General features: G+C 63.8%; 16 protein-coding genes and 1 tRNA gene. 8 read left to right on the top strand and 9 right to left on the bottom strand.

What is annotated here, in order from left to right:
* Positions 1-4: 4 nt before the first annotated feature.
* Both MHX64_RS06100 and MHX64_RS06095 read left to right on the top strand, forming a co-directional pair.
* A complete protein-coding gene (locus tag MHX64_RS06100) occupies positions 5-478 on the top strand; it encodes a MarR family winged helix-turn-helix transcriptional regulator (protein WP_239356178.1) in 474 nt (157 codons plus the stop codon).
* Between the two features lie 89 nt (positions 479-567).
* Positions 568-798, top strand: a complete 231-nt coding sequence (locus MHX64_RS06095) for a PspC domain-containing protein (protein ID WP_181888214.1) — start codon at positions 568-570, stop codon at positions 796-798.
* Here the strand turns inward: MHX64_RS06095 and MHX64_RS06090 are convergent.
* Positions 795-1,613 (bottom strand): polysaccharide deacetylase family protein, encoded by an 819-nt coding sequence (locus MHX64_RS06090; RefSeq protein ID WP_181888215.1) that lies wholly within the window; start codon positions 1,611-1,613, stop codon positions 795-797. The two genes, MHX64_RS06095 and MHX64_RS06090, sit on opposite strands and share 4 nt — an antisense overlap.
* A gap of 67 nt (positions 1,614-1,680) precedes the next feature.
* Positions 1,681-2,208 carry a YceI family protein gene (locus tag MHX64_RS06085; RefSeq protein WP_239305952.1) on the bottom strand — a complete coding sequence of 176 codons (528 nt, stop codon included), beginning with the start codon at positions 2,206-2,208 and terminating at the stop codon, positions 1,681-1,683.
* Between the two features lie 190 nt (positions 2,209-2,398).
* On the opposite strand from MHX64_RS06085, the gene MHX64_RS06080 reads away from it, so the two are divergent.
* Both MHX64_RS06080 and MHX64_RS06075 read left to right on the top strand, forming a co-directional pair.
* A complete protein-coding gene (locus MHX64_RS06080) occupies positions 2,399-3,085 on the top strand; it encodes a hypothetical protein (RefSeq protein ID WP_239356179.1) in 687 nt (228 codons plus the stop codon).
* Positions 3,075-3,530, top strand: coding sequence for a hypothetical protein (locus MHX64_RS06075; protein ID WP_181888218.1), 456 nt, complete (start codon positions 3,075-3,077; stop codon positions 3,528-3,530). The genes MHX64_RS06080 and MHX64_RS06075 overlap by 11 nt, the downstream gene beginning before the upstream one ends.
* Positions 3,531-3,581: 51 nt before the next feature.
* Here MHX64_RS06075 and MHX64_RS06070 read toward each other — a convergent pair whose 3' ends face one another.
* Complete coding sequence (locus MHX64_RS06070) at positions 3,582-3,884, bottom strand: hypothetical protein (RefSeq protein WP_239356180.1); 303 nt, start codon at positions 3,882-3,884, stop codon at positions 3,582-3,584.
* Positions 3,885-3,970: 86 nt separating this feature from the next.
* Entirely contained in the window at positions 3,971-4,165 is a 195-nt protein-coding gene (locus MHX64_RS06065) for a hypothetical protein (RefSeq protein ID WP_239356181.1), read from the bottom strand.
* A 1,014-nt stretch (positions 4,166-5,179) separates the two neighbouring features.
* Between MHX64_RS06065 and MHX64_RS06060 the strand changes: the two genes are divergently transcribed.
* Both MHX64_RS06060 and MHX64_RS06055 read left to right on the top strand, forming a co-directional pair.
* Positions 5,180-5,539, top strand: coding sequence for a helix-turn-helix transcriptional regulator (locus tag MHX64_RS06060; protein WP_181888220.1), 360 nt, complete (start codon positions 5,180-5,182; stop codon positions 5,537-5,539).
* Entirely contained in the window at positions 5,539-6,138 is a 600-nt protein-coding gene (locus tag MHX64_RS06055; protein WP_200803038.1) for a cadmium resistance transporter, read from the top strand. The genes MHX64_RS06060 and MHX64_RS06055 overlap by 1 nt, the downstream gene beginning before the upstream one ends.
* Positions 6,139-6,478: 340 nt before the next feature.
* Here MHX64_RS06055 and MHX64_RS06050 read toward each other — a convergent pair.
* From MHX64_RS06050 to MHX64_RS06030, 5 genes are all read right to left on the bottom strand, one after another.
* Positions 6,479-6,555 (bottom strand) — tRNA-Arg (locus tag MHX64_RS06050).
* Positions 6,556-6,765: 210 nt separating this feature from the next.
* A complete protein-coding gene (locus tag MHX64_RS06045; protein ID WP_239305947.1) occupies positions 6,766-7,440 on the bottom strand; it encodes an LUD domain-containing protein in 675 nt (224 codons plus the stop codon).
* Positions 7,441-8,994 carry a LutB/LldF family L-lactate oxidation iron-sulfur protein gene (locus MHX64_RS06040; RefSeq protein ID WP_239356182.1) on the bottom strand — a complete coding sequence of 518 codons (1,554 nt, stop codon included), beginning with the start codon at positions 8,992-8,994 and terminating at the stop codon, positions 7,441-7,443.
* Entirely contained in the window at positions 8,991-9,776 is a 786-nt protein-coding gene (locus MHX64_RS06035) for a (Fe-S)-binding protein (RefSeq protein ID WP_181888230.1), read from the bottom strand. Before MHX64_RS06035 ends, MHX64_RS06040 begins: the two co-directional genes overlap by 4 nt.
* A 91-nt stretch (positions 9,777-9,867) precedes the next feature.
* Positions 9,868-11,538 carry an L-lactate permease gene (locus tag MHX64_RS06030; RefSeq protein WP_181888231.1) on the bottom strand — a complete coding sequence of 557 codons (1,671 nt, stop codon included), beginning with the start codon at positions 11,536-11,538 and terminating at the stop codon, positions 9,868-9,870.
* 166 nt (positions 11,539-11,704) lie between these two features.
* On the opposite strand from MHX64_RS06030, the gene argS reads away from it, so the two are divergent.
* A complete protein-coding gene (gene argS / locus MHX64_RS06025; protein ID WP_239356183.1) occupies positions 11,705-13,357 on the top strand; it encodes an arginine--tRNA ligase in 1,653 nt (550 codons plus the stop codon).
* Complete coding sequence (gene lysA, locus MHX64_RS06020) at positions 13,358-14,722, top strand: diaminopimelate decarboxylase (RefSeq protein ID WP_239356184.1); 1,365 nt, start codon at positions 13,358-13,360, stop codon at positions 14,720-14,722.
* Positions 14,723-14,783: the final 61 nt, after the last annotated feature.

Raw genomic sequence — 14,783 nt, 5'->3', positions numbered from 1 at the left:
CGGTATGACTACACAACCGCGGTGGCTTGACGACGAAGAACAGCAACTGTGGCGGCTAATCCTGGCCGGATTCAACAAGATCTCCCGCACCATCGACGACCGCCTCCAAGAGGGCAGCGAGATTTCTTCGTCTGAATTCTCTGTCCTCGTCGCGCTGTCGGAAGCGGAAGACCACACGCTGCGTCTCCGCGAGTTGTGCGACGAGCTCGGCTGGGACCGCTCTCGCGCCTCCCACCAGGTCACCCGCATGAAAAAGCGGGGTCTGCTGACCAAGAGCAAGTGCCCCGGCGACGCCCGCGGCGTTCTGGTCACGCTCACGGACCAGGGCATGACGCATCTCGAGGACGCGGTTCCGGACCATGTCGAAACCGTCCGGCGCCTCATCTTCGACCACCTCAACGAGGACCGCGCCGATAAGATCCGCGAGTTCTTCGCCGACGTAGTCGGCGCCCAAGAACTACCCACTCGCCAGTGCTAACACGGTTTTGCACGACGCCCGTCCTTGCGGGCTTCCGCGAACGGGGGTTGGATGGGACGCACCAATTCCGAGCATGAAAGGACCCCGCAATGTCCAACCCCTACAACCCGCAGAACATCAACCCCGGCAACTCCCCGAAGCGCCTCGAGCGCTCCATGACCGACAAGTACATCGCCGGCGTGTGCGGCGGCATCGCCCAGTACCTCGGCGTGGACCCGACCGTCGTGCGCGTCGTTTTCGTCCTGCTCGCACTCATCGGCCTGTTCCCGGGTCTGCTGGCCTACGGCGTGGCCTGGATGATCATGCCGGCCGAGTTTTAGGGCCCGCTCCCGTCGAGGAACGTAAACCGCACCGCGTCGCCGCGCAGCTGCTCCAGCGCGCGGCGCACACCCGGCCCGGTGCCGGAGGAGGGGTGGTTCATGTGCGCCAGCACGATCGCCCCGTCGGGGGCATGCATGATTGTCGACGCCACATGGCCCGCCGCCGCAGTCGCCCCAGCGTCGCCGTTGACGGAATAGCCCGCGATTTGTACCCCGCGCTCGCGGGCGATGTGGACGGCGACGTTGTCGTAGTGGGCCGTGCCTGAGCGAAACCACGTCGAATCCACCCCGTATTCCGCCAGCAGCGCCCTGTTGCCGTCGATTTCCGCGATGGCCTCCGCAGGCGTCGCAGTGCCCGCGATGCCGTAAGCCGCCTGGCCGTTGACGCTTAGCGGCAGGTGGCGAGTGCCGTGGTTTTCCAGGCGGAACAGGGGATCCGCCGCCAAGTTCCGCGTCGCCTCCGGGTTCGCGTCGATCCAGGTGGCGCTCAAAAACAGCGTTGCGGGCACGGCATGCTCGCGCAGCGCGTCTATCAACCCCTGGTCCACGGCCGAACCACTCGGCCCGCCGCAGGCGTCGAAGGTCAGCGCAATCGTGCGCCTGCCCGGGGTCACCGGCACCGTCTCCACGATGCCGCGCAGTGAAGTCCCGAACGCTTGCGGCACCCGGCCCGCGTAGCGCTCCGGGCCGGGATACGCCGTCACCGTCTCACGGACCGTCGTGGTCGCCGTCTCCGTCACAGTTATGCCTGTGGTGCCCCGCGGGCCGGCACACCCCACCAACGCAGAAAAGCCCGCCACTGCCGTGGCGGACATGAAGGTTTTCCTGCTCAGCACAGACTGAAATTCTAGTGGGTGGGGGAGCGGAGTGCTCGTCGAGAAGCTACTGCTTGATCGCGGAGCCCTCGATCTCGATGCCCACCTTCTCGCTGACCAGCATGCCGCCGGAGTTCAGCGGCGCCTGGAAGTCGATGCCGTATTCACTGCGGTTGATGGTGGTGCGGGCCTCGAAGCCGAGGCGGGTGTTGCCGAACGGGTCCTCCTCGACGCCGAAGGTCTCGACGTCGAAGGTGACCGGCTTGGTGGTGGTCTTGATGGTCAGGTCGCCGGTGACAGTGCCGTTGCCCTGCGCGTCGACGTCGAAGCTGGTGGCGGTGAAGGTCATCTCCGGGTATTGCTCGACGGCGAAGAAGTCCTCGCCGCGCACGTGTGCGTCGCGGTCGGCGTTGCGGGTGTCCACGCTCGCGGTGCGCACGGTGCCGGAAGCGGTGCTTGCGGACGGCTCCTCCGCGATAGTCACGGTTGCGTCGAAGTCGGTGAACTCGCCGCGGACCTTGGTCACCATGGCGTGGCGCACGGTGAAGCCGATGGAGGAGTGGGCGGGGTCGAGAGCGTAGGTACCGGTCTGCATGATTGTCTCCTTCGAATTTTGTTGATGGGTCAACTATGGAACGAGAGTGATGCTACGCGCGCCATGGTGACGTGTCAACAAGTTCTCCTGCCGGCACCTACTATGTCGAACATATGTTCTTGACAATTCCCCTAGCGGGTCTTACCGTACTGATCGGTCTAGAAAAACGACGGATTCAAAGGAGAACCATTTGGGAGAAATACTTTCTGACGCAGTGATGCAGGTGATGACCCCATCACTGGAGTACCAAGACAAAACGGCCCTCGCACATGTGAGCAAATACGCCGATGACTACACCGGCGAGATCATTGATCGCCACGGGAACTTCCGCCGCGGGTGCATCGGGATGATCCACTACATCCCGGAGGAGGCCTATGAGCGTCCCTGGTGGCGCGAACCCAACTTTCCGCTCAAAGGATGTATCGAGCGATTGGTCAATGCCGGTTGGATCACACGCGTGGACGGCGAAGAGTTCGACGGAGCGCTGATACTGAACACGTCGCGCCTGATCCGCCTGATGGACATTGCGGAGACGGAAATGGCGCAAAACCAGCACGTCATCGACTACGTGTACCTCCCGGACGGGACTGTCATCGACCCGCCGTGCGAAGACTTCGCTGACCCGCTGTTCTTACCGTTCATTCGCTGGGCTGACCAGCTGTTCGACGGCGACTTCGCCCACACCCTGGCCGACGACGTCACCGACGCGACCACCCGCCTCCTGGACGCGCACCTTTCCATCGAACGCGACCACAGCTGGAAAGAAACCGATCCGGGCCGCTGGACACGCGCAATTGCGAACTGGAAGGACCACCATCTGGGCGATGGCAATTTCCGCATCCCGCCGCAGTGGAAGGTGACCGCCGATGATCGCTAACTCGAACCCCAACATGACCGCCGGCATGCTTCGCGCCGAAGTCGACCATTGGCGCGGCAGCGACGCTCCCGCCGAGTTCCTCGTGCTCATCGACCCACGCGACAACCCTCTGCTCACCCTGCTCCAGGTAGCCAAGCTGCACGCCGCCGACGCCCTCGAGCCGGGCTGCGACTACACCTTCGGCACCGTCGAGGACGCCTCCACCCGCTACATAGCGTTCACCTACAGCGGCAGCCGCGACGACTTCTGGCGCGGCCTCACCGTCGTCACAGAGCAGGTGATTATGGAAGCGGAAGAGCTTATCGACGAGCGCAGCCCCAGCCACCGCTCCTTCGCCCGCATGCTCATGTCGTACGGCCTGCCGCCGGTGGAAGTGCTGCCGCCTGTCGCCATGGACAGCGGCGGCCACGTGCTCGTCGACACCGAATGGGACGAGCTCGCTTAGAGGTGAATTAAAGGCGGGGGCTTCGGTCCGCCTTAGGTCAGAGATTGCGCATCATTCGAGGTTGTCATCTTCTTCCCTGCGAACAGTCCTGACAAACTTTCCTAGGAATTGAAAAACTGGGGGCGCGAGGAAGATGCCAGCCAGCCACTCGGAACCCCCGCCGAAATAAACAGCCAAGGCTGCGCCGATCGAGGTTAGGAACATGCCGAAACTCAAGTATTGACCGCGTTTGAGGGCGTCCACATCCCCTTTGGCAAGCCACTCTTTCTCGTGGTTCGAGGCTGCAATGCTTTGTTCCGCCATGCGCATTGCGCGGTCGGCAAAAGTGGGGTCAACTTGACGGTAGGCTTCCAACGTCTCCGGTGCTGGTGCCGGGGCACTCTACAGGTAAGCGGAACTCGCAATCTGGCGGGTGACCTCCTCGACGAGTTCAGCGTCAATTACTTCGCCGGGAGAACCGTCCGAATGCTCTTGTCCATTGCGTTGAACGTCACTTTCCACCCGTTGTAAATCGTCGCCCGGGGATCGTTGGCCTTCATGCGTGCCTGCGTTCGCAGCGGGCGAGGGTTCGTCTCCATGACGTCCACTCCCCGGCGGCGTGCTCGACCGGCGGCGCTCATCATCTTGAGAGTCATCGTTCATGCACCTGCTTCCTTCCGGTAATGGCATTATCCACGACTGTTCGGGCTGTGGAGTCTAGGGTTAATTGAACCACAATTAGTTCCTCACCGGCATGCAGAACCCCGATTGTGCACGCCGGCGAATCATTTCGCGCCAGATTGAATGTTGTCGGGGTCAGTCTCTCCGAAAGTCACCCGATTTGAAAGCAGGGTTAAATCTGGCAGCGTTTCCTGAATTGAACGGGAAAAGAAACCAGAACCCCTGCTCGGAGCTTTCAGTAAACTCCCCGACCAGTTGTAGCGGGTTCGTGGCTACACCCCGGTTACACCGGGTTCCGACTCCGGTTACACAACAGAAGTCAATTATATGACGTGAGCAGGAGCGCTCCTTAGAGCGGGAAGTCAGGAAATTCCGCTTCCGCCTCTTCCTACCTCTCGGCAAGCTCCACGCTCCACCGTGAACGCTCGACAAGCTCGTCAAAGGTGAGCACCTCCGGTGACTTGCGGTTCGAGCGGAAACTTTCAAAGCTACGGAACTTCGAGCCAATTCGGTTGCCTTGGGCGCGGCACACAAATCGCACATGGGCCGATCATCAGAAACGAGCGTGGTTCAACCAAGTATGCACCGTCGCCAGTGTTGTCTCCCTCGTTGTCCCTCTCGGCAATCCATCCGGCAAGGCTCTCCTTGGCGGCGCGAACCGTCGTCGAACCCCGAGGTGTCCCCGCTGCAAACGGGAATCGAGTCGAGGCTGCGGATGAGGTAGATAAGTTTGTTCGAGCCTTCCCGGTTCAAGATGATGAGGCCATCGAGTTTTGTCCCGTTCGGATCATTGCTTGGGGCCTGAAAGCCGATCTCCCGAACTACGCCAGGCTCGTGCGCAACTTGAATCTCGAGCCGGCGACGCTGTTTTCGCAACTTTGCCGGAATCTCTGCCAGCTCTGCTCCTTCCACTGTCTCCTGAGCAGCACACACAGCTGCACCGCTACATCGGGTTTGACACGTTCAGCGCTCGCTGTATAGTTCAGTGCATGCTGACTATTGCTTCGCGTCTCGACGTGATGAACCGCCTGGGTCGTGCACTGGCCGACCCCACTCGATCCCGGATCATCTTAACCCTGCTCGACCATCCCGCTTACCCGGCGGAACTGGCTCGAGCTCTGGACCTGACACGCTCGAATGTGTCCAACCACCTGGCATGCCTGCGCGATTGCGGGATCGTCGTCTCCGAGCCCGAGGGGCGTCGGACGCGATACGAGATCGCCGATCCGCACCTGGCGCAGGCGCTGACTACATTGGTCGATGCCACCTTGGCAGTAGACGAAGATGCCCCGTGCATGGATCCCGCCTGCACGCTTCCCGGATGCGATGTAGCTGGGGTGGGCGCGTAATGCTCACCACGGTCTTGCAGGCGATAGGCCTGTTCGCAGCTACCAACATCGACGACATCATCGTGCTCTCCCTCTTCTTCGCGCGAGGGGCAGGCCAGAGCGGCACCACCGCCCGTATTCTGGCCGGCCAGTACCTCGGATTTGCCGGCATCCTCGTCGCCGCGATCCTCGTGACCATCGGCGCCGGAGCATTTCTGCCCCCGGCAGCTATTCCATACTTTGGTCTCATCCCGCTGGGCATCGGCCTCTGGGCCGCATGGGAGGCCTGGCGCGGAGACGATGACGACGATGACGACGAGGCCAAGGTTGCCGGCAAGAAGGTCGGCGTGGGGACAGTCGCAGGCGTCACTTTTGCCAATGGCGGCGACAACATCGGTGTCTACACCCCTGTCTTCCTCAGCGTGGAGCCTCTCGCAGTAGTCGCCTACTGCGTTATCTTCCTCGCGCTCGTTGCGGTCCTGGTGGCCCTGGCAAAGTTCGTCGCCACCCGCCCCCCGATCGCGGAAGTGCTCGAACGCTGGGAGGACATCCTCTTTCCCATCGTTCTCATCGGCCTCGGCATCGTGATCCTCGTCAGCGGCGGAGCTTTCGGGCTCTGACGTAGCGGCAGTGTTCCAAACGGCCCCGACCGGGCGTACCCCTCTCGGTTCAGACCCCAACAACTACCCGCAGCCAGTCCTGCGTGATCACAGCAACAAGACCGCTATGAAGCGCTGCAAAAACCGCGCCACCAGATGAGTACGGAAACTCTTCCGCGGCTCGGTCCGCTCTCATAAACAATCCGCGCTATAACCCGAGCAGGAACGGCGTTCAGACAAAGAAAAATGACCCCTCCGAACGAACGGAGCGGGTCATTTTTGTGTTCGCGGCCGTTTTTCTTCGGCCGGCAGGAGGTTTCGTGAAAAGATTGGAACAGTTTCGTGAAACCCCCTGGTCAAGTGGTGTCCCCGACAGGATTCGAACCTGCGACCTTCGGTACCGGAAACCGATGCTCTAATCCACTGAGCTACGGAGACAATGCCGTCTAGGTTAGCACCCGGCATTACAGCCAACGAAATTGGAACGAACCCTAGGGCGACTCCCAGCTTCACCCCATGGTTTTGCAACACCCATGTCCCATAATCATTGGTGCGCGCCGCGGGAACGGCGTGACACGGGAAACAATGACAGCGAAACGGCCGGCCCCGAAAGGGACCGGCCGTTTCGCTATGCCAGCTAAGCGCTGGCTACTTCACAACCATCACGATGAGGTCGCGCGGGCCGTGCACGCCCTCGACGCGCACGAGCTCGATATCGGAGGTCGCGGACGGACCAGAGATCATGGTCGCCGGGCGCTCCGGATCGATGCGGGAGATCATCTCCGGCACGCCGAAGACGACGGATTCCGGGCGCACGATGCAGATGTGGCGGTCCGGCACCAGTGACAGGGCGCGGCGGCCGCACACGTCGCCGGACTCCAGCACGATGGAGCCGGTCTGCGCGGAGGTAACCTTGGAATCGGTGATCACGGCGTCGACATCGGAAAGCTCACGCGGGTCCGTGTCGTTGGAATCCGGGCGGGCGGTGCCAGCGAAGCCGTCGAAAAGCGAGGCGTCCAGGCCGGGCGCGTAGACGACCTCGTTGCACTTGCGGTCCGCGAGCACCTTGACGATGTCCTCGGCGAGGGTCGCCTCGGTAGTCTCCACAACGTCCGCCTTGTAGTCCACGAGGCGGTCGATGAGGATCTCGCGCAGGTCGTCGCCGGAGATGTCGGAGGAGGTGTTGTAGTTGCGAACCACTTCCACCTGCTCAGGCGTGTTGGACAGCTGCTGCGCGTCGCGGATGCGCTTGAGGATCTCGCGCTTCGCGTCCTCGTTGCGGGTGTCGCGCGGGGCAGAATTACCGGTTACTCGAGTAGTCATTTACTTGTCCTCTTCCTCGAAACGCTTGCCGGTGACCTTCTGGCCCTCCGGGACGCCCTGCTCGCGGGCCTCGGCCAGCAGGCGCTCGGCTTCCTCGGAGCCCCACCACTGGCGGAAGGACTTCTTCGGCGGCACCGCGACATCGCGGTACTCGGTCCAGCCGGAGATCGGCGGCGGCATGAGCTCGATCTTGCCGTTGAAGCCGCCGAGCACGCGGCCCAGAGCCACCATGCGCACCAGCTTGTCCCACACGCCGCTGCGGCCCCAGACCTGGGCCAGGGAAGCGAACGCCGCGCGCTCGATGTGGCTCGGCTCGTTCTTCGCCTTCTGGTAGCGCAGCTCCAGCAGAATGTCCGTGATCGGGATCTTCACCGGGCAGACCTCGTTGCAGCGGCCGCACAGGGAAGACGCGTACGGCAGGGAGCCGTTCGGGTCGTCCGAGGAGTCGATGCCGGTCAGCTGCGGGGTGATGATCGCACCGATCGGGCCCGGGTAGGTGGAGCCGTAGGAGTGGCCACCGGCACGCTCGTAGACCGGGCAGACGTTCAGGCAGGCGGAGCAGCGGATGCACTTCAGGGCCTCGCGGCCGATCTCGCTGGACAGGGCGGCGGTGCGGCCGTTGTCTAGGAGGACGATGTGGAAGTTCTGCGGACCGTCGCCCTCGGTCACACCGGACCACAGGGAGGTGTACGGGTTCATGCGCTCGCCGGTGGAGGAGCGCGGCAGCAGCTGCAGGAACACGCCGAGGTCCTCGAAGTTCGGCAGCAGCTTCTCAATGCCCATGACGGTGATCAGGGTCTCCGGCAGGGTCAGGCACATACGGCCGTTGCCCTCGGACTCCACAATGGAGACGGTGCCGGTATCCGCGCAGCCGAAGTTGGCGCCGGAGATGGCCACCTTGGCCTCCATGAACTGCTGGCGCAGGTACTTGCGGGCGGCCTCGGCCAGCTCCGCCGGGTCCTGGGTCAGGGTCTCGTCCGTGTTCGGCATCTTCGCGGCGAAGATGTCGCGGATCTCCGCACGGTTGCGGTGGATCGCCGGGACAAGGATGTGGGAGGGGAAGTCCTCGCCGAGCTGCACGATGAGCTCTGCCAGGTCGGTCTCCTGCGCGAAGATGCCGGCCTTGTCCAGCTCTTCGTTCAGGGCGATTTCCTGGGTGGCCATGGACTTGATCTTGACAATCTTGTCCTCGCCGGTGGCCTTGACCAGGTCCTGGATGATCTCGTTGGCTTCTTTGGAGTCGCGCGCCCAGTGGACGTGGCCGCCGCGTTTGGTCACGTTCTCCTCGAACTGCTCGAGCAGCTCGGGCATGCGGGAAGCGACGTCGCGCTTGATGGTGGAACCTGCCTCGCGCAGATCCTGCCAGTCGTCCACCTCGTCCACGACAGCCTGGCGCTTCACGCGGATGGTGGTGGTGGCGTACTGGTAGTTGCGGCGCTTGGTTACGTCGTTGAGCTCGTGGTGCGCAGCTTTTTGGAACTTCTCCTTGCCGCGCAGGTGGGACGGGCCGTTCGCGTACGGCGGCATGGTGGGTTGACCGAGTGCGACCTTCACAGCATCTTCTCCTTCTTGTATGCCGCGGACGTCGGGGTCAGCGGGTGCTCCTTGGTGGAGGCGAGGATCTCCGCCATGTGCACAGCGCGGATGCCCTGGTGCTGGCGGGACATTGCGCCCGCGATGTTCATCAGGCAGGAGGAGTCGCCGGCGGTGACGTACTCGGCCTGGGTGTCCTTGATGTGGCGCACTTTGTCCGAGACCATGGCGGAGGAGACCTCCGGCATCTTCACGGAGAAGGTACCGCCGAAGCCGCAGCACTCCTCGGAGTTCTGCAGGTCCACCAGCTCCAGGCCCTCGACGTGGCGCAGCAGCTCGGTCGGGCGGTCGCCGACCTTGAGGAAGCGCAGGGAGTGGCAGGAGGAGTGGTAGGTCACGCGGTGCGGGAAGAAAGCGCCCACGTCGTAGGTGCCTGCGACGTCAACGATGAATTCGGAGAGGTCGTAGGTCTTCTTCGACGCGGTCTTCGCGCCGTCGACAAGCGCCTTGGAGCCAAAGCGCTCTGCAAGCTCGACGTGCTGCTCACGCACGGCGCCGGCGCAGGAGCCGGAGGGGGCGACCACGTAGTCGATCGACGGATCCGAGAAGGCGTCGACGTAGGTTTCGATGATCGGAAGGGCCTGCTCTTTATAGCCGGTGTTCACGTGCATCTGGCCGCAGCAGGTCTGCTGTTCGGGAAAGACAACGTCGTAGCCCAAGCGGGAAAGCACAATGGCCGTAGCCTTGTGCGCGTCGGGGAAGAGGGCGTCGCCGATACAAGTAGAAAACAGCGCTACTCGCATGTTCGGACTCCTAAAATTGTGAGATCACAGGGAAAAATGAAAGCCCCCGCAGGCTGTGATGACCTCGAGGGCTCCGATATTCGGTTGTCAGTTACGGAACGACCGGCGCAAGCACGCTCAGAACGTTCGACTGAAGGAAGACTATCACGCACACTGCAACCAAGAAGCCGAAGCTCCAGCCGACGACATTCTTGAAGATCTCGGATTCCTTGCCCTCCATGTTCACCGCGGTGGCGGCGATGGCGAGGGACTGCGGGGAAATCATCTTGCCCACAACACCACCGGTGGTGTTGGCTGCCAGCATGAGGTCCGGGTTGAGCCCCAGGTTGTTCGCGGCGGTGACCTGCAGGTTGGCAAACAGGGCGTTGGCGGAAGTGTCGGAGCCGGTCACAGCCACGCCAACCCAGCCGAGGACCGGGGAGAAGAAGGCGAACGCCGGGCCGAGGTTGGCGAAGAACTCGCCGATGGTCACGGTCTGGCCGGAGTAGTTCATCACGTACGCCAGCGCCAGCACGAGCACGATGGTCAGCGCGGACCAGCGCATCTTCCACACAGTATCGGTGAATTCCTTGCCCACCTGGCCCCAGGTCAGGCTGTAGCGGCCGTTCTCGTTGAACACCATGTAGGCCACGGACACGATAAGGGCGGAAATGACCAGCAGCGTGCCCGGGTTGTTGATCCAGGCGAAGTTGTAGTCGCTGTTGACGGTCTCACCTGCGGCGTCGAGAAGCTTGCCGTCCAGGCCCGGCCACGGGAAGGAGATCTTGAACTTGTTCAGCCAGTCCGGGATGGTGCTGCCCAGGTTGGCCAGACCGAAGATAACCACAACAACTGCGTACGGCATCAACGCCATCCACACACGGTGTCCTGGCAGTTCTGCTTCCTCGGTGCGCTCCGGGAGTTCGAGGCGCTGGCGCATCTCGTTGATGCCCTTCGGCTGCCAGAAGCGCAGCAGCAGGAACGCCGCGCCGAGCGCGACGATGCAGGCGACGACGTCGGTGAGCTGGTAGGCGAAGTAGTGGGAGGTCCACCATTTGGCCACGGCGAAGGTCAGGCCGATGGTGAACGCGGCCGGTGCGGTTTCGCGCACGCCGCGCTTGCCGTCGATGATCAGCGCGATGATGAAGGGGACGAAGAACGCCAGGATCGGGGTCTGGTTACCGATGATCGCCGCGATGTTCTCGGTCTGCTCGACCGTGCGGCCGCCGACCTCGCCGGCGGTGGTGATCGGAATGCCCACGGCGCCGAACGCGACCGGGGCGGTGTTGGCGAGCAGCACCACGGTGGCGGCCTTCAGCGGCGGGATGCCCAGCGCGAGGATCATGGTGGCGGTAATGGCTACCGGCGCGCCGAAACCGGCGAGCGCCTCAAGCAGGCCGCCGAAGCAGAACGCGATGAGCATCGCCTGGATGCGCACGTCGCCGTTGCCCATCTTGTCGAAGACCAGGCGCAGGTCTTCGAAGCGGCCGGAGGCGACGGTGATCTGGTAGAACCAGATGGCCGTCAGGATCACGAAGACGATGGGGAACAGGCCGAACAGGCCGCCGCGGAAGGCCGAGGAGATGGCCATGCCGGTGGGCATGTTGAAGCCGAGGATGGCTACCAGCAGCGCAACAACGAGCGCGACGGCGCCGGAGGTGTGTGCGCGGGCCTTAAGGCCGAGCAGCATGATGAAGAAGGTGAGCAACGGCAGGGTGGAAACCAGTGCCGAAAGGCCCACGCTTCCACCGATTGCGTCGGTGAACACTTGGAATTGATCCATGGGGGAGGCTCTTTCGAGTCAGTACGGGCAATGACTGGGAAACAATATGCCACTATAACCCCGGAAGTGACCAATAGAGGGGTATTCCTTTGGTGTGACCTATTGCACCGTGGTGCCTGTAGGCATGCTGCGTGCGGTGTCGGCGGGTGTTTTAGACTTGTGCCCCATGACGCCAGCTGAACTCGCAACCACCGTGAAAGAGGCCGCGACCCGCGTGCTCGCCGCCCACGAACTCGACGCCTCCGTCGTCCCTGAGACCGTGACCGTGGAGCGCCCCCGCAACCCCGAGCACGGCGACTACGCCACCAACATCGCGCTCCAGGTGGCCAAGAAGGCTGGCACCAACCCGCGCGAGCTTGCTACTTGGCTTGTCGACGACCTGTCGGCCAACCCCGCAATCGACTCCGCCGAGATCGCGGGCCCCGGCTTTATCAACCTGCGCCTGGCCGCCGGCGCGCAGGGCCAGCTCGTGGCGAAGGTGCTGGAGGAAGCCGAGAAGTTCGGTCACTGCGACCTGTACGCGGGCGAGAAGATCAACCTCGAGTTCGTCTCCGCCAACCCCACCGGCCCGATCCACCTGGGCGGCACCCGCTGGGCGGCGGTGGGCGACTCGCTCGGCCGCGTGCTCGAAGCCGCCGGTGCGGAGGTGACCCGCGAGTACTACTTCAACGACCACGGCGGGCAGATCGACCGCTTCTCCCGGTCACTGGTCGCCGCGGCGAAGGGCGAGCCCACCCCGGAAGACGGTTACGGCGGCGATTACATCCGCGAGATTGCCCGGGCGGTCGTCGAAAAGCATCCTGATGCTCTCGACGGCACCGACGCCGAGGTGCAGGAGACCTTCCGCGCGGCTGGCGTGGAGATGATGTTCGCGCAGATCAAGCAGTCCCTGCACGAGTTTGGCGTGGACTTCGACGTGTACTTCCACGAGAACTCCCTGTTCGAGTCGGGTGCCGTTGACAAGGCCGTGCAGACGCTGAAGGACAACGGCAACCTGTACGAAAACGACGGCGCGTGGTGGCTGCGCTCCAGCGACTTCGGAGACGACAAGGACCGCGTCGTGCTCAAGTCCGACGGCGACGCCGCCTACATCGCCGGCGACATCGCATACGTGGCCGACAAGTTCGACCGCGGCCACACCCTGGCCATCTACATGCTGGGTGCGGACCACCACGGCTACATTGCCCGCCTCAAGGCCGCGGCGCAGGCGCTGGGCTACAACGCGGACGCCGTCGAGGTGCTCATTGGCCAGATGGTGAACCTAGTGCGTGACGGCCAGGCCGTGAAGATGTCCAAGCGCGCCGGCACCGTGATCACGCTCGAAGACCTCGTGGACGCTATCGGCGTCGACGGTGCGCGCTACTCGCTGGTGCGCTCCTCGGTGGACTCCACCCTGGACATCGACCTGGACCTGTGGACGAAGCAGTCCTCCGACAACCCCGTCTACTACGTGCAGTACGCCCATGCCCGCCTGTGCTCCATCGGCCGCAAGGCGGAGGAAGCTGGTGTGTCCTTCGCTGACCCGGACCTGGCGCTGCTCACCCACGACAAGGAGGGCGACCTCATCCGCACCCTCGGCGAGTACCCGGCCGTCGTGCGCGCCGCTGCCGAGCTGCGCGAGCCGCACCGCATCGCCCGCTACACCGAGGAGCTGGCCAGCGCGTTCCACAAGTTCTACGACTCGTGCCAGATCCTGCCCAAGGCCGGCGAGGACGCGGAGCCGATCCACACCGCGCGCCTGGCCCTGGCGATGGCCTCGCGCCAGGTCATCGCGAACGCCCTCGGCCTGATCGGCGTGAGCGCACCGGAGCGGATGTAAATGACCGTTTTTGTCTCCACGCCTTACGAGAAAGACAGCGGCGACTTCAACGACCTGCCCGACCACGTCTGGCCGCGCTGCGCCAAGCGCGAGGAGGACGGCGTGGTCACCATTGCCGGTGTGCCGCTTCCCGAGATCGCCGCGGAGTACGGCACCCCGGTCGTGGTCATCGACGAGGACGACTTCCGCTCCCGCTGCCGCGACATGGCCGCCGCGTTTCTGGCGCCGGGCAACGTGCACTACGCCTCCAAGGCGTTCCTGACCCGCCGCGTGGCGCGCTGGGTGGATGAGGAGGGCCTCGCCCTCGACGTGGCCAGCGAGAACGAGCTGCGCATCGCTTTGGCCGCGGACTTTCCGCCGGAGCGCATCACCGTGCACGGTAACAACAAGTCGGACGAGTTCCTGCGACTGTGCGTGGAGTCCAAGGTCGGCCACGTGGTCATTGACTCGCACCAGGAGCTGGCTCAGCTCGAGGCCGTCGCGAAGCAAGCTGGCGTGAAACAGGATGTCTTCGTGCGCGTGAAGCCCGGCGTGGACGCGCATACGCACGAATTCATCGCCACCAGCCACGAGGACCAGAAGTTCGGCATCTCGCTCGCTACCGGCGACGCGCTTTCCGCCGCCACCGCAGCCATCGCGTCCGACTGGCTGGAGCTGACCGGCCTGCACTGCCATGTCGGCTCCCAGGTTTTCGACGCCGAGGGCTTCAAGCTCGCCGCCGAGCGTGTGCTGGGCCTGTACGCCGAGATCTGGAAGACCCAGGGCGTGGCGCTGGGCTACCTCGACCTCGGCGGCGGCTACGGCATCGCCTACATGCCGGGGGAGTCGCCCCTGGACGTCAACGCTGTGGCGCGCGACCTGCTCGCCGCGGTGCAGGAAGTTGCCGACGAGCTGGGCATCGCCGCGCCCACCGTGGTGGTCGAGCCCGGCCGCGCGATCGCCGGCCCGTCCGCGGTCACCGTGTACACCGCCGGCGTGATCAAGGACGTGGACACCTCGTACACCACCTCGCGCCGCTACATCGCCGTCGACGGCGGCATGAGCGACAACATCCGCCCCTCGCTGTACGGCGCGCTTTACGACGCCCGCGTGGTCAACCGTTTCACCGATGGCGCCCCCACGGACACGCGCCTGGTGGGATCCCACTGCGAGTCCGGCGACATTCTGGTGGAGGAGGCCTCCTGGCCCGACGACATCGCCCCAGGCGACCTCATCGCCCTCGCCGCCACCGGCGCCTACTGCTACTCGATGGCCTCGAACTACAACGCGTTCGGCCGCCCGGCAGTGGTCTCCGTGCGCGGCGGAGAGGTCACGCCGATGGTGCGCCGGGAGGCCGTCGAGGATCTCATCGCCCGCGAATATTAATTGACCGTCGGTGCCATTTGCGCGATAGTAGACAAAGCGGTTCACCGCTGATCCCCGCCAC

The organism is Corynebacterium sp. ACRPZ, assembly GCF_022346205.1.
Classification (GTDB): domain Bacteria; phylum Actinomycetota; class Actinomycetes; order Mycobacteriales; family Mycobacteriaceae; genus Corynebacterium; species Corynebacterium lehmanniae.
This window is presented reverse-complemented; position numbering and strand designations above follow the sequence as displayed.

Bases quoted from the DNA above. Each gene is read 5' to 3' on its own strand.
- MHX64_RS06100 (WP_239356178.1), top strand. From the start codon at position 5: ATGACTACACAACCGCGGTGGCTTGACGACGAAGAACAGCAACTGTGG.
- MHX64_RS06095 (WP_181888214.1), top strand. From the start codon at position 568: ATGTCCAACCCCTACAACCCGCAGAACATCAACCCCGGCAACTCCCCG.
- MHX64_RS06090 (WP_181888215.1), bottom strand. From the start codon at position 1,613: ATGTCCGCCACGGCAGTGGCGGGCTTTTCTGCGTTGGTGGGGTGTGCC.
- MHX64_RS06085 (WP_239305952.1), bottom strand. From the start codon at position 2,208: ATGCAGACCGGTACCTACGCTCTCGACCCCGCCCACTCCTCCATCGGC.
- MHX64_RS06075 (WP_181888218.1), top strand. From the start codon at position 3,075: ATGATCGCTAACTCGAACCCCAACATGACCGCCGGCATGCTTCGCGCC.
- MHX64_RS06065 (WP_239356181.1), bottom strand. From the start codon at position 4,165: ATGACTCTCAAGATGATGAGCGCCGCCGGTCGAGCACGCCGCCGGGGA.
- MHX64_RS06060 (WP_181888220.1), top strand. From the start codon at position 5,180: ATGCTGACTATTGCTTCGCGTCTCGACGTGATGAACCGCCTGGGTCGT.
- MHX64_RS06055 (WP_200803038.1), top strand. From the start codon at position 5,539: ATGCTCACCACGGTCTTGCAGGCGATAGGCCTGTTCGCAGCTACCAAC.
- MHX64_RS06045 (WP_239305947.1), bottom strand. From the start codon at position 7,440: ATGACTACTCGAGTAACCGGTAATTCTGCCCCGCGCGACACCCGCAAC.
- MHX64_RS06035 (WP_181888230.1), bottom strand. From the start codon at position 9,776: ATGCGAGTAGCGCTGTTTTCTACTTGTATCGGCGACGCCCTCTTCCCC.
- MHX64_RS06030 (WP_181888231.1), bottom strand. From the start codon at position 11,538: ATGGATCAATTCCAAGTGTTCACCGACGCAATCGGTGGAAGCGTGGGC.
- argS (WP_239356183.1), top strand. From the start codon at position 11,705: ATGACGCCAGCTGAACTCGCAACCACCGTGAAAGAGGCCGCGACCCGC.
- lysA (WP_239356184.1), top strand. From the start codon at position 13,358: ATGACCGTTTTTGTCTCCACGCCTTACGAGAAAGACAGCGGCGACTTC.